Here is a 13,304-nt window from a genome sequence, read left to right as displayed (position 1 = left end):
ACGGCGTGATCAGCGTTCCGTGAGGTGGTCGGTGAGCACCTCGGTCACCAGGGCCGGCGGGAGTGACGTGCGCGCCGCCAAGCGGACGACCTGGCGGGCGGCCCCGGAGGGACGGGCCGCGATCGGCCCGCAGGCGGCGCGGAGCGCGGCGAGCCGCTGCTCGGGGGTGGTGAGCGAGCCGCCCGCGCGGGCCGCCGCCGCGTCCACGACCGCGTCCATCAGCGGGACCGGCGCGCGCAGCGCCTGGAGGAGGGCGTCGCGGCCCTGCCCGGCCAGCACGCCGGCGGGGTCCTCGCCGCCGGGGAGCGAGGCGAGGTCGAGCGGTCCGGCGACCCGGCTCAGGACGTCCCACGCGCGGACGGCGGCCGACCGGCCCGCCGGATCGTCGTCCAGGGCGATCAGGACGCCCGTGGCGCCGAGGTCGGCGGCGTCCGCGAGGACCGCCAGGTGGGCGGCGGTGAGGGACAGCCCGCAGGTCGCGACCGGCGCGAACTCCGGCGCCCGCGCCGTCTCGACGGCGATCGCGTCGAGCGGGCCCTCGACCAGGACGGGACGCGCGCCCGCCGCCAGCCGCTCCCGGACCTCGTGCAGGCCGTAGAGCAGCTCGCCCTTGTGGAAGAAGCCGGTGTCGGGGCCGTTGAGGTACTTCGGGCCCTCGCCGCCGTCGGCGCGGCGGCCCAGGAACCCGGCGAGGGTGCCGTCCGGCCTGCGGATCGGGAACATCGCCCGGTCGCGGAACATGGCGTGCAGGCGTCCCGACGCGCCCTGGCGCGCCAGCCCCGACGCGACGATCGCCTCGTCGGCGTGCCCGAGCGAGCGCAGATGGTCGAGGAGGGCGTGCGGGGAGTCCGGCGCGTAGCCGATCTGGCGGCGCCGCTGCACGGCCGGGGAGAAGCCGCGTCCCTCCAGGTAGGCGGGCACCCAGCTCGCCCCGAGGCGGGCGCGGAAGTACCGGTGCGCCTCGGGCAGGACCCCGCCCGACGGGTCGCGGACGCGATCGTGGACGCGGCGGGCCGTCCGCAGGATCCGGTCGCCCGCCTCCGCGCCCGCCCAGAACGCGTTCACCGGGAACACCGGCGGCTCCGGTTCGAGACCGAGCCACGACAGCACGAGATACGCGACGGAATCGGCCTCCACCGGCGGCAGGCCCCGGCTCAGCTCGCCCGCCAGCCGCTGGACGAGCCCGGCGGGCGGCGCGGGCGGCCCGGCGGGAGCGGGAGGCGGCGGCGGGCCCGCCGTCTGCGCGATGTCGAAGACGGCGTAGGGGCGGCCCGTCCGCGACAGCACGCGGATGCCCGTCTCGCCCCGGCTGACCTGGCGTCCGGCGGCACGCCAGTCCTCGTACGAGCGGACGTCCGTCGCCGCGCGCCACTGGGCGCCGATCAGCAGCGTGTTGACGTAGCCGTGGCGGCGGCCGTGCAGGACGGCCCGGTCGAGCCACCATGTCCACGGCCGCGTCCCGTCGCGCAGCAGCGCCGTCTCGTGGGCGGCCATGTCGCGCAGCAGCGCCGCCAGGCGGCGCCGGTCGTCCTCCCAGGGGGTGGCGGTCACGGGTCCCTCGCCTTCGGTCGGGCCGGCGGGGAAGCCGCCTAGGTCATACCCAGGACGTCACAGGTACAGGCCGAAGAACTCCTCCGGATGGTCCAGCAGCGGCGGCAGGTCCTCGGCGGTCAGCGTGACCAGGTCCTTCTTCGCGGGCGGCTTCACCGGCGCGCCGTCGCCGCCGGCGCCGACGGCCGCGGACGCGATCCGGTCGGCCTGGTTGGCGACGGCGACGTCCAGCAGGTTGCGCATCAGCCGGCCGTTGCCGAACGACGGGCCGCGCGGCGCGGTCCGCAGCATCGAGCGCAGCGTCTCCTCGGTGCCGGGCGCGAGCCGGAACCCGTCGGCCTCCGCGAGCTGCCCGAACACCGTGATCAGCTCGTCGTCGGTGTAGTCGGGGAAGTGGATCTGCTTGGGGAAGCGGGAGTCCAGGCCGGGGTTGGCGGCCAGGAACTCGGCCATCTCCTGCTGGTAGCCGGCGACGATCACCACGAGGTCCTCGCGGTGGTCCTCCATCAGCTTGACCAGCTCGGCGATGGCCTCGTGGCCGTAGTCGCCCTTCAGCGGCGACTGGGTGAGCGTGTACGCCTCGTCGATGAACAGCACGCCGCCGATCGCCCGCTCGACGAGCCGACGGGTGCGCGGCGCGGTCTGGCCGATGTACTCGCCGACCAGGTGCGCGCGGGACGCCTCGACCAGATGGCCGGACGACAGCACGCCGAGCTTCTTGTAGATGCGGCCGAGCAGCCGCGCCACCATCGTCTTGCCGGTGCCAGGGTTGCCGGTGAACACCATGTGCCGCGTCGGCGGCGTGATCCGCAGCCCGGACTCGCTGCGCAGGCGCGCCGCGTGCGTGCCCGCGACCAGCAGCGCGATCTCGTGCTTCACGGTGTCGAGCCCGGTGAGGTCGCGCAGCTCGTGCAGCGGGTTCCCGGCGGACTGGGCGGTGTCGAGGGCGGCCGGGACGTCGCCCTTGCGCACCACGATCTCGGCCCCGCCCTCCGTCCGCTCCCGGGCCGCCGCGACGACCTGGTCGGCGAGGTACGGGGCCAGCCGCGCGTTGCGCAGCGACTGCATCGGCGGCGTCGCGGCCAGCAGCTCGCCGGCGGCCTCGACGGCCTGCCGGGTGGCGCGCGCGCCGAGCCGGTCCAGCGCGCGGCGGAACAGCTCCGCATGGCCCTGCGCGGTGAACGGCCGGGTCCGCGCGATCCGGAACAGGCCCGGCAGCACCGGATTGACGTCGCGGATCCGCTCGTCGCCGTCCGCGTCGCACAGCACGACGAGGTTCAGGTCGGCGTGGATCGCCAGCAGCCGGTGCAGCTCGTCGGCGATGGCCTCGCCGTTGCCGGGGTCGGCGACGATGCCGTCCAGCCCGTCGATGATCAGCAGCCGGTCGCCGGCGCAGTCGCGGGTGTCGGCGTGCAGCTTGGCGACGGCGTCCGACAGCCGCTGCCCCGCGTACAGGTTGTCGGTGACCCACAGCGGGTCGCGGCCGAGCGCGAGCGCCTTGCCGAGCTCCTGCGCCGCGTCCCGCTTGCCGGTGCCGTCCGGGCCCGCGATCAGCAGCCGGACGGGCTCCTTGCCGCGGGACAGCTCCTCCAGCGCGGCGGTCAGCTCGGGCTGCCCGACCAGCGCGGTGGCCAGCTCGGCGCGCGCGCCGGCGGCCGTCGCGCCCGCTCCGCCGCCCTCGCCCTCCTCGCCGGCCGCGGGCGCCTTGAGGGTCTCGGTGAGCGGGTTGACGACCCGGCGGCGCGGCGCGTACAGGCGGCGCAGGTCGGTCTGGAACTGGCCGACGGGGATCCACTCGGCCTTCGGGAACCACGGGTCGCCGGGCAGGCCCTGGACGATCGCGACGAACCGCATCGCCATGTCGAGCCAGGCGCGGCACGCGTCGGCGGCGCCCGCGACCAGCGCCCGGACGAGCCACGCGCGGGTGCGCTGCTGCCAGGCGTCGGCCTTGAAGCCGCGGCGCTCGGCCGGGAAGCGCTGCTGGAGGTCGTGGTAGCGGTCCTCCCCGAGCGCGGCGGCCAGCTCCGCCGGGATGTGCTCCATGCTGCCCTGAAGCAGCAGCTGGATCAGGTGCGACTCGGGGGACTCGTCGCGCGGCGCGACCTCCGCGAGGACGCCGTACGCGGCGAGGAGCCCCTCGCACACCCAGTCGAGGTACCCGACGGGGCCGAGCAGCTCCGGGACGGCGGCGACGATGTCGTCGCCGGCGTGCGCGTGCCAGTGCTCGCGCAGCTCCATCTTGGGCAGGTTCACGTCGCACTGGGGCGGGTCGGCGTAGAGCCGCAGCAGGGCCCTGCGGCGCTCCTCCAGCGGCTCGATGCCCTCCAGCACGCCCAGGCACTCGCGGGCCAGCTCGATCGCGAGCTCCCGGTCGGGCGCCTCGATCAGCCAGTCCACCGGCGGGCGCCACCGGCCGCCCGGCGCGTCCCAGCGGGTCATCCGGGTGCTGAGCGTGCCGGGGTTGGCGAGGTGCCGGTGCAGCAGCCGCTCCGGCAGCTGCGACCACGATCCCGCCTTGATCGCGCCGCCGCCGGGCAGGAACGCCAGGATGCCGAAGATCTCCGCGGTGACCAGCGATGCGGGCAGCGTCAGCAGCTTGTGCTCGTCGGTGGTGAGGTCGGCGGCGCGGGGGTCGTTCGCCAGCGCGTCGATCCGCGCCGAGATCTCCTCGAACAGCCCGTCGGGGACGCGCCACGGGCCGTGCGCGTAGACGTCGAGCACCGGCTCGTCGGTGAGCAGTAGCTCCAGATGCTCCGGCAGCCGCAACGCGTTCCTCCAAGAGAGATCAAAGCAGGGGTACAGCCTACGTTTACGAAAGGAGTGCTGGTTTAGCGGTCGGCCGGATCGCCGCTATCGGATCGGCCACGTTCGGTCACCGGCCGGACGCGGTCCGGTGCCGCCCGTGCGGACCAGCGCGGATCGCCGGAGATGAGGGGGTGAGAGCGTGCCAGAGCGGGTTGCGGAACTGGCCGCACGGCTGCGCGCGATCGACTGGGCGTACGAGGGTGACGAGCTTCACAGGCGCTCCCGCGTCGCCCTCATGCGCGAGCATCTGCACCGGGGCGAGCGGTGGGCGCGGCACCTGGGGCTCCGGGGCTCCGGGCCCTTCCTGGCGCTGCCGGACCTGATCCGCCCCGGCGTCCGGGCGGACCCGGCCGTCGTCCGCGGCGTCCTCGACGCGGTGCCCGGCCTCGACCTGTCGCCGACGTCCCGGGCCTGCGCCGCCGCGCTGCACTTCGCCGCCCTCCAGGACGCGGAGGTGCCGCTGCCCGCGCTGCCCGACCCCTACGAGCCGCTGGTGCTGCTGTTCGAGCGCGGCGGCGGGTTCGGGATCGACTGCTCCGGCGTGTTCATCGAGCTCGGGTCCGTCGCCGTGCCGCGCGGCCGCCGCGAAGGCAAGCTGAGGAACGCGTCCCTCGTCCCGATGGACCACGCCGCCCTGGACGACCTCGACATGCGCGACCACCTCGACATGCGCGAGCCCGACGCGCGCGACGACCGCTGACCCGGCGGTCAGGGGCGGCGGAGGGCCTCCACGGCCAGCCGCGCCGCCGTGCCGATCACCGCGTCCGCCTGCGGCAGCACCGCGATCGGCAGCAGCGACCGGGTGAACACCGCGACCGCGTACCGGCCGCCGTCCGGGTACTCCACGACCCCGACCTCGTTGCGGACGATCAGCAGCGTCCCCGTCTTCCCGCTGACCAGCACGTCGTCGTAGGGGAAGCCGGACGACAGCCGGTGCGGCCACACCTGGAGCCCGAACAGCCGCCGCATCGCCGCGCACCCGTCCGGCGGGGCCGCCTCGTCCCGCCAGATCGCGGCGAGCAGCCGGGTCATGTCGCGGGGCGTGCTGCGGCTCGTCCGGGCCGGGTCGAGGGCGCGCAGCCGGGCCGCCATGCCGGGCTCGTCCAGCCGCGCCCACACCTCGGGGAACCCGGACGCGCCCGCGTCGGCGAGCAGGTCGTCGAACAGCTGCCGGCCGCCGCCGGTCACCACGGTCCCGCGCAGGCCCAGCCCGGCGGCGGCGGCGTTGACCGCCTCCAGCCCGACCCGGTCCAGCAGGGCGTCCGCCGCCGCGTTGTCGCTCACCGTGATCATCAGGCAGGCGAGGTCGCGCAGCGACATCCGGACGTCGTCCAGCAGCGCCGACACCCCGGTCGGGCCGGACGTGCGGTCCCCGGCGGGCAGCGTGACCTGCTCGACCGGGTCGAGCAGCCCCTCGGCGGCGCGCCGGTGGAAGGCGACCAGCAGCGGCACCTTGAACACGGACGCCAGCACCACGGGGTCGTCGGCGCGGACCGCGACCTCCCGCCCGGTGTCGATGTCGGCCGCGTGCAGGAAGCCGGTGACGCCCGCGGCCCGGAACGCGTCCTCGATCCGTACGGCGGTGTCCCCGGCCACCGCGTCCCGCGTGCCGGTCATGCCAGGAACCCCGAGGACGGCCGGGACACGACACGGCGCGGCGGCACGGCGTCCAGCGGCGCCATCCCGGCCTCGCGGCGCAGTACCGCCGTCGCGACGGCGGTGAAGTCGGCGATGGCGCGCTCGTGCTCGGCGTCGCGGGTGCGCCGCCACGCGCACGACGTCCGCCACACCAGCGGCTCGCCGACGAGCGGCCGCCACGTCACCCCGGCGGAGTCGTCGGTGCGCGGCACGAGCGCCACGGCCGTCCCGGCGAGGACCAGGCCCAGCGCGAACTGCGGGTGCCGCGCCTCGTGCACGGCCGGCGGCGCGTACCCGTGCCGGCGGCACGCGGCCAGCGCCTCGTCGTAGGCGCCCGGGGCCTCCTCGCGGGGGAAGACGACCAGGTCGCGGCCGGCGAGGTCGGCGAGGTGCACCTCCGGGGACGCGGCGAGCCCGGCGCCCTCCGGCAGCAGCACCCCGACGGACTGCCCCAGCATCGGGCCGAGCCCGAGGCCGCGCGAGTCGCACGGGTGCCGGACGATCCCGGCGTCCAGCGCGCCCTCCGCCAGCGCGCGGACCTGCTCGGCGGTCCCCGTCTCGCGCAGGTCGAGGCGCAGGTCCGGGCGGCGGTCCCGGAACGCGGCGATCAGCGCGGCGACGATCGGGCCGCCGAGGTCGCTCGGCAGCCCGGCGCGCACGGTGCCGACCTCGCCGAGCCGGGCCCGTTCGGCGACGGAGTAGACGCGATCCACGCGGGTGAGGATGTCACGGGCCTCGTCCAGCAGCAGCCGCCCGGGCGCGGTCAGCTCGACCCTCCGGCTGGACCGGTCGAACAGCCGCACCCCGAGTTCGCGTTCCAGCCGCTGGATCCGCTGGCTCAGCGGCGGCTGCGCCATGCCGAGCCGCTCCGCCGCGCGTCCGAAGTGCAGTTCCTCGGCCACCGCGACGAAGCAGGCGAGGTGGCCGACGATGTTCACGAGCAGGGACCATATCAGAATCCATATCGCTGCCCCTCGCATATCAATCTTGGACATCTGGGCGATGACCTGGTCTTCTTGGGCGTCCAACGACCGAAAGGACCTGACATGCGCCGATCCCGCGTGGTCGCCGTCGCCGCCGTGGTGACCGCGGCCGTGCTCGTGGGGGCGGGAGCGGTGTGGTTCCTGCGGGACGGGGAGTCCCCGGGGGACGCCGCGAAGCGCTACGCGGCGGCGTGGAGCCGCGGCGACTACGCCGCGATGCTCGCGCTCACCGCCGACCCGCCCGCCGACTTCACCGCCCGGTTCACCGCCATGCACGACGCCCTCGGCGTCACCGCGCAGCGCTACACCGTCGCCTCCGTCGGGAAGCCGAAGGGCGACACCGCCGGCGGCTCCTACACCGCCGTGCTGACCCTCGCGGGCGCCCGCACCTGGAGCCACGAGGGCGCGCTCCCGCTCACCAAACGCGACGGCAAGTGGCGGGTCGCCTGGTCGCCCGACGTCATGTACCCGGGGCTGAAGGAGGGGCAGCGGCTGAGCGCCGCCCGCGCGTGGCCCGCCCGCGCCGACATCACGGCGGCCGACGGCAGCAGCCTCTCCCGGTCGCCGTCCGGGTCCGTCCAGCAGCTCGCCGGGCCGGTCGGCCCCGCGTCCGCCGAGACCGCGGGCAAGCTCGGCGCCCCGTACCGCAAGGGCGACCCCGCCGGCGCCGACGGCCTGCAGAAGCAGTACGAGAAGCGGCTCGCGGGCACGCCCGCCCTCGCCGTCCAGATCGTCGACGCCGCCGGCAAGCCGGTGAAGACGCTGAAGCGGTTCGGCGGCGCGGACGGCACGCCGCTGCGGACCACGATCGACCCGAAGGTGCAGGCCGCGGCCGGCAAGGCGCTCGGCTCCGCCGCCAAGCCCGCGTCGCTGGTCGCGCTCCGGCCGTCCACCGGCGAGATCCTCGCCGTCGCGAACAAGCCCGGCGGCTACAACCGGGCGCTGATGGGCCGCTACCCGCCCGGCTCCACCTTCAAGGTGGTCACCGCCGCCGCGCTCGTCGCGGGCGGCATGTCGCCGTCCACCAAGGTGCCCTGCCCCGCCACCACGACGGTCGGCGGCCGCTCGTTCCACAACTACCAGCACGAGGACTTCGGGACGGTCGCGCTCCGCGAGGCGTTCGCGCACTCCTGCAACACCACCTTCGCGCGGCTCGCCGTGGACAAGCTGGGGGAGAAGCGGGTCGCGCAGGTCGCGGCGCAGTTCGGGTTCAACGCCCCGGTCGTCGCCGGGCTGCCCGCCGTCCGCGCCTCGTTCCCGGACAACAAGGACGACACCGCGTTCGCGGCGGCCTCGTTCGGGCAGGGCGAGGTGCTGACCAGCCCGCTGAACATGGCCGCGGTCGCCGGCGCGGCGGCGAGCGGCGTGTGGCGCTCGCCCCGGCTCGTGGCCGCGTCGCTGGTCTCGAAGGCGGTGGACGCGGCCGGCCGCAAGGCCGAGCCGCCGCACCGGCTGGAGCCCGCGGTGAAGTCGGCGCTGCACTCGCTGATGCCGGCGGTCGTCAGCGAGGGCACCGCGTCCGGCGTGAACTTCCCGTCCGGCACGGCCGGTAAGACCGGGACGGCCGAGTACGGGTCGGGCGCGAACCCGCCGACCCACGCCTGGTTCATCGGCTACCGCGGCGACCTGTCGTTCGCGGTGATCGTCGAGGGCGGCGGCACCGGAGCCGAGGCCGCCGCCCCGATCGCCGCCGGCTTCCTCAACTCCCTCTGACCGAGCCCCGTGCGGGTGCGGCGGGTCGCCGTCGTGGCGCCGCTCATGACGGCGACCCGCCGCACCTCGACGGTCAGTGGACGGCGGCGGCGAGGATGCTCGCGGTCCTGGCGATGGCGGGTTCGTCCGCCGCGGCGTCCGCGGTGAGGCGGTTCGTGGTGATCACGATGATCACCGGCGCGCCGGACGGCGGCCAGGCGATCGCCATGTCGTTGGCGGTGCCGTAGGTGCCGCCGGTGCCGGTCTTGTCGCCGACCGTCCAGCTCTTCGGCAGGCCGGCGCGGATGCGGTTGTCGCCGGTGACCGTCTGCTTCATCCAGCCCGTCAGGCGGTCGCGGTCCGCGCGGACGAGGGCCCCGCCGGCGGTGAGGGCGCGCAGGTCGGCGGCCCAGGCGCGGGGCGTGGTGGTGTCGCGCAGCTCGCCCGGCTTCCACAGGTTGAGGTCGGTCTCCCAGCGGTCGTGGCGGCTGACCCGGTCGCCGAGGGAGCGGAGGAAGGCGGTGTCGCCCGCCGGGCCGCCGATCTGCCTGAGCACCAGGTTCCCGGCGGTGTTGTCGCTCCGGGTGATGGCCGCCTTGCACAGGGCGGACACGGTCATTCCGTCCTCGACGTGTTCCTCGGTGACCGGCGAATTGGCCACCAGGTCCTTCTTCGTGTAATGGATGACGCGGTTCATCAGGCCCGGGTCGGTCTGCCGCGCCTTTCGCAGGACGGCGCCGCACGCCATCACCTTGAAAGTGGACGCGAAAGCGAATCGCTCGTCCGCCCGGTACGAGGCGAAACGGCCCGTTCCGGTGTCCACCGCGTAGGCGCCGATACGGTCGCCGCGCGATTTCTCCAGGGCGTTCAGCCTCTTGGTGACGGCCGCCTGGGACGGGGCGGGCCGGGCGGCGGGCGGGGCGGAGAGCGGCGCGACCGCGCTCTGCGGCGCGGCCCGTTCGCCAGGGGATTCGTTGGAACCGCACGCCGCCAGGCCGGTGAGGGCCGTGGCGGACGCGGCGATCGCCGCGGTCGTGCGGAGGCGGTGTCGGTATTCGCTCATGGAGAGAGCAGACCAGAGCCCGAGCGGCCGTGTCCAATATTGATATCAGTGGCCTACCGATATCAATTCCGATATTCGCACTGCTCGGCGCCGGTCCGGCCGCTCAGAGCCAGTCGCGGAATTTGAAGACGGCGTAGAGCGCGACGCTGCCCGCCACGATGACGACCGTGCTGACGATGAATCCCGAATGCGAGGAGAATCCCGGGTACGGCACGTTCTGCCCGTAGAAGCCGGTGACCGCCGTCGGCACCGCGATGATCGCCGCCCAGCTGGTGACCTTCTTCATCACCTCGTTCATCCGGTTGCCCTGCAGCGCGATCCGGGTGTCCAGCAGGTTCGCGACGAGATCGCGCAGGCTGTCGGTCCACTCGCCGACGCGGAGCGTGTGGTCGTAGACGTCCTGCAGGTAGGGCGCGAGCGCCGGGGCGACCATCCGCAGGTCGCGGCGGAGCAGCGTGTTCACCACCTCGCGCATCGGCAGCGCGACCCGGCGCAGCGCCACCAGGTTCTTGCGGAGCCGGAAGCTGCGCCGCTGGATCTCCCGCACCGCGAACGCCTCGTCGAAGATCATCGACTCGACCTCGTCGGCCTCGTCGTCGAGCGCCTGCACCGCCTCCAGTTGCAGGTCCACGACCATGTCGAGCAGCCCGTAGAGCAGGTAGCCCGCGCGGGCCGAGGCGATGTCCACGCCCGGGCTCTGGTCCCACCGCTTGACCAGCGCGTCGATGTCGAACCCGGGGCCCTGCCGGACGGTGACCAGCGCGCGCTCGGCCAGGAACGCCGACACCTCGTAGAGCGTCAGCTCGCCGTCGTGGATGTGCGGCACGTAGACGTTCAGGAACGCGTACCCCTCGTAGCGGTCGATCTTGGCGCGCTCGTGCCGGGACACCGCGTCCTCGACCGCCACCGGGTCCAGGCCCAGCTCGTCGCTGATCACCCGCAGGTCGGCGCTCTGCGGCGCGCACAGGTCGACCCACACGACCGTGTCGTCCTGCTCCAGGTAGTCGCTGACCTGCGCGACCGGGAAGTCGTACGTCTCCAGCGTGCCCCCGCGCCACACGCGCGTGCGCGGCGTGGGGACCTCGCCCCGGTCGCTCGGGAACTGCTCGGCACCGGCTTCGGAGGGATGCGCCATGGGCCCCCTTATACCCGAGTCGCCGGAGGATCACAGAGTGCGGTCGAGATCACAGAGCGCGGTCGAGATCAAAGAGCGCGGTCGAGATCACGGAGGCGTGGTCACAGGGGCGCGCGCGGGGGCGCCGACGAGCCGCGCACCACGAGCCGGCCGGGCAGCACCCGGGGCGCCGGACGGCCGCCGTCCAGCAGGTCCAGCAGCGCGGTCATGCCCTGCGCGCCCATCTCCTCGGCGGGCAACCGGACCGTCGTCAGCTCCGGCTCCAGCGCGGTCGCCAGCAGCACGTCGTCGAATCCGGTGACCGACACCTCGCCCGGCACGTCCAGCCCCAGCGCGCGCGCCGCCTTGTACGCGCCCGCGGCGATCAGGTCGTCGTCGCAGACCAGCGCGGTCGGCGGGTCGGGGCGGGCGAGCAGCCGCTGCGCCGCGTCCCGCGCCGAGGCGACGTCGATCGCGCACGCCGACCGGACCAGCTCGCCGCCGGGCAGCGCCGCGACCTCGGCGGCGAGCACCTCGGCGCGGGCCCGGAACGTCCACTGGTCGACGCCGGCCGCGACGTGCCCGAACCGGCGGTGCCCGAGCCCCGCCAGGTGCCCGGCGATCGCGCGCATCCCGGCGGCCACGCCGAAGTCGACGGTCGGGACGTCAGTGTCCGGGCCGCTGTCGAGCAGCACCGCGGGCGTCCCGTGGAACCGCTCCAGCGCCGCCGCCGGCATCGACGACGCCAGCACCCCGTCGATCGCCTCGTGCGGCGCGGGGAACGGGCTCTCGGCCGGGCCCTCCGCGTCGTCCGGCCAGGTGGACACCACCACGCCGAACCCGTGCCGGGCCGCGACCCGCGCCGCGCCGGTGTAGACGGGGCCGAAGAAGGGCGCGGTGAGGGTCGGCACCATCAGCAGGACGGTCCGGGTGGTGCCGAGCCGCAGGTTCCGCGCGGCCGGATTCGGCCGGTAGCCGAGCCGCTCGGCGGCGACCCGGACGCTGCGCGCGGTGGCGGGGGAGACGCGGCCGCTCCACTTGCCGCCCAGGACCAGCGACACCGTGGACTGCGAGACCCCTGCCTCCTGGGCGACGTCCTTACTGGTGGGACGGCCTGCCACCGCCACCTGGGCCTCCCTCGCGGACATCGGACACGGAAAACAGACTAGAGCCGGGCACCCGGGAAGTGGTACGTATGACCCACGGGGTAATACGTATGACGGCCATGACGGGGGCACAGAATGCGGGGCTATGTCGTCTTCCTGAGGCGGCCGCACGCGGCGCGGCTGCTCGGCGGGACGCTGTTCGGCCGGCTGCCGAACGGGATGGGTGCGCTCGCCGTCGTCCTGCACGTGCGCGCCGACGGCGGCGGCTACCCGCTCGCCGGCACCCTCGCCGCCGTCCTCGGCCTGGCGATGGCCGCCGGCCAGCCCGTCCTCGGCCGCGCCATGGACCGCTACGGGCAGCCGCGCGTCCTGCTGCCCGCCGCCTGCCTCTCCGCCGCCGGGTTCACGCTGCTCGCGGCCGTCGGCGCCCGCCCGCTGCCCCTCGCGGTCGCCGCCGTCGTCCTCGCCGGGTTCGCGACGCCGCCGCTGGAGGCCGGGCTCCGGGCGCTGTGGCCCGACGTCCTCGACGGCCCCGAGCAGGTCGACGCCGCCTACGCCCTCGACGCCGCCGCCCAGGAGATCCTCTTCTCCGTCGGCCCGCTCCTCGTCGTCGCCGCGGCCGCGGCCGACACCGAGACCGCGCTGGTCCTCACCGGCCTGGTCGGCATCGCCGGGACCCTCGTCGTCGCGCTGTCCGGGCCGTCCCGCCGCTGGACGGGCGAGCCGCGCGCCGCCGACTGGGCCGGGCCGCTGCGCTCGCCCGGACTGCGCGTCCTGCTGACCTCCCTCGCCTGCGCCGGCATCGCGCTCGGCGTGTACGCGGTCGCCGTCGTCGCCTACGCCGAGCGCCTCGACAGCGGCGTCGCCTCCGGGCTGCTCCTCGCCTGCATGGCCGCCGGCGCCCTCGCCGGCGGCATCGCCTACGGCGCGCGGCCGTGGACCGGCGAGCCGCACCGGCGGCTGCCGTGGCTGCTCGCCGCGCTCGCCGCCGGATACGTGCCGCTCGTCCTCGCGCCCGGCCTGCCCGTGATGTCGGTGCTGGCGTTCGTCAGCGGCGTGTTCCTCGCACCCGTGCTGGCCTGCAGCTTCACCCTCGTCGACCGGCTCGCGCCGAGCGGCACCGTCACGGAGGCGTTCGCGTGGGTCGTCGCGGCGGTCGGCGCGGGCGGCGCCGCCGGCTCCGCGGTCGCCGGGTTCGGCGAGAAGCTCGCCGGGGTGCCGGGCGCTTTCGCCGGCGCCGGGATGGGCGGCGTCCTCGCCCTCGTCCTGTGCCTGCTCGGCACCCGGACGCTGCGCCCCGCCGCAGCCCGCCCCGTCCCGGCGGAGGTCCTCTCCTGAGGGAGGTCCCCGGC

At 75.3% G+C, this 13,304-nt stretch carries 10 protein-coding genes; 3 read left to right on the top strand and 7 right to left on the bottom strand.

Going from position 1 to position 13,304, the window contains the following annotated elements; translation table 11 throughout:
- Positions 1-9: 9 nt before the first annotated feature.
- Entirely contained in the window at positions 10-1,551 is a 1,542-nt protein-coding gene (locus J4557_RS10280; protein WP_208266255.1) for a toprim domain-containing protein, read from the bottom strand.
- A 57-nt stretch (positions 1,552-1,608) separates the two neighbouring features.
- Entirely contained in the window at positions 1,609-4,317 is a 2,709-nt protein-coding gene (locus J4557_RS10275; RefSeq protein WP_208266254.1) for an AAA family ATPase, read from the bottom strand.
- A 178-nt stretch (positions 4,318-4,495) separates the two neighbouring features.
- Here J4557_RS10275 and J4557_RS10270 point away from each other — a divergent pair, with 178 nt between their 5' ends.
- Entirely contained in the window at positions 4,496-5,056 is a 561-nt protein-coding gene (locus tag J4557_RS10270) for a hypothetical protein (RefSeq protein ID WP_208266253.1), read from the top strand.
- Between the two features lie 8 nt (positions 5,057-5,064).
- Here J4557_RS10270 and J4557_RS10265 read toward each other — a convergent pair whose 3' ends face one another.
- On the bottom strand, positions 5,065-5,973 hold the full coding sequence (locus tag J4557_RS10265; RefSeq protein ID WP_208266252.1) for a serine hydrolase: 909 nt from the start codon (positions 5,971-5,973) through the stop codon (positions 5,065-5,067).
- Positions 5,970-6,932, bottom strand: a complete 963-nt coding sequence (locus J4557_RS10260) for a LysR family transcriptional regulator (protein ID WP_208266251.1) — start codon at positions 6,930-6,932, stop codon at positions 5,970-5,972. The genes J4557_RS10265 and J4557_RS10260 overlap by 4 nt, the downstream gene beginning before the upstream one ends.
- 108 nt (positions 6,933-7,040) lie before the next feature.
- Between J4557_RS10260 and J4557_RS10255 the strand changes: the two genes are divergently transcribed.
- Positions 7,041-8,690 (top strand): penicillin-binding transpeptidase domain-containing protein, encoded by a 1,650-nt coding sequence (locus tag J4557_RS10255; RefSeq protein ID WP_208266250.1) that lies wholly within the window; start codon positions 7,041-7,043, stop codon positions 8,688-8,690.
- A 73-nt stretch (positions 8,691-8,763) separates the two neighbouring features.
- Here the strand turns inward: J4557_RS10255 and bla are convergent, their stop codons facing one another.
- From bla to J4557_RS10240, 3 genes are all read right to left on the bottom strand, one after another.
- The gene (gene bla / locus J4557_RS10250) at positions 8,764-9,732 is read right to left on the bottom strand and encodes a class A beta-lactamase (RefSeq protein WP_208266249.1); all 969 of its coding nucleotides are present in this window, start codon (positions 9,730-9,732) and stop codon (positions 8,764-8,766) included.
- A gap of 103 nt (positions 9,733-9,835) precedes the next feature.
- Positions 9,836-10,867 carry a magnesium transporter CorA family protein gene (locus J4557_RS10245; RefSeq protein ID WP_208266248.1) on the bottom strand — a complete coding sequence of 344 codons (1,032 nt, stop codon included), beginning with the start codon at positions 10,865-10,867 and terminating at the stop codon, positions 9,836-9,838.
- A 101-nt stretch (positions 10,868-10,968) separates the two neighbouring features.
- Positions 10,969-11,973, bottom strand: a complete 1,005-nt coding sequence (locus J4557_RS10240) for a LacI family DNA-binding transcriptional regulator (protein ID WP_307799609.1) — start codon at positions 11,971-11,973, stop codon at positions 10,969-10,971.
- 114 nt (positions 11,974-12,087) lie between these two features.
- Here J4557_RS10240 and J4557_RS10235 point away from each other — a divergent pair, with 114 nt between their 5' ends.
- Positions 12,088-13,290: an MFS transporter gene (locus J4557_RS10235; protein WP_208266246.1), complete on the top strand. Its 1,203-nt coding sequence runs from the start codon at positions 12,088-12,090 to the stop codon at positions 13,288-13,290.
- Positions 13,291-13,304: the final 14 nt, after the last annotated feature.

The sequence above is a fragment of the Actinomadura nitritigenes genome (assembly GCF_017573545.1).
Classification (GTDB): domain Bacteria; phylum Actinomycetota; class Actinomycetes; order Streptosporangiales; family Streptosporangiaceae; genus Spirillospora; species Spirillospora nitritigenes.
Note: the sequence above shows the minus strand (reverse complement) of the source record. Positions and strands in the feature narration are given on the sequence as shown.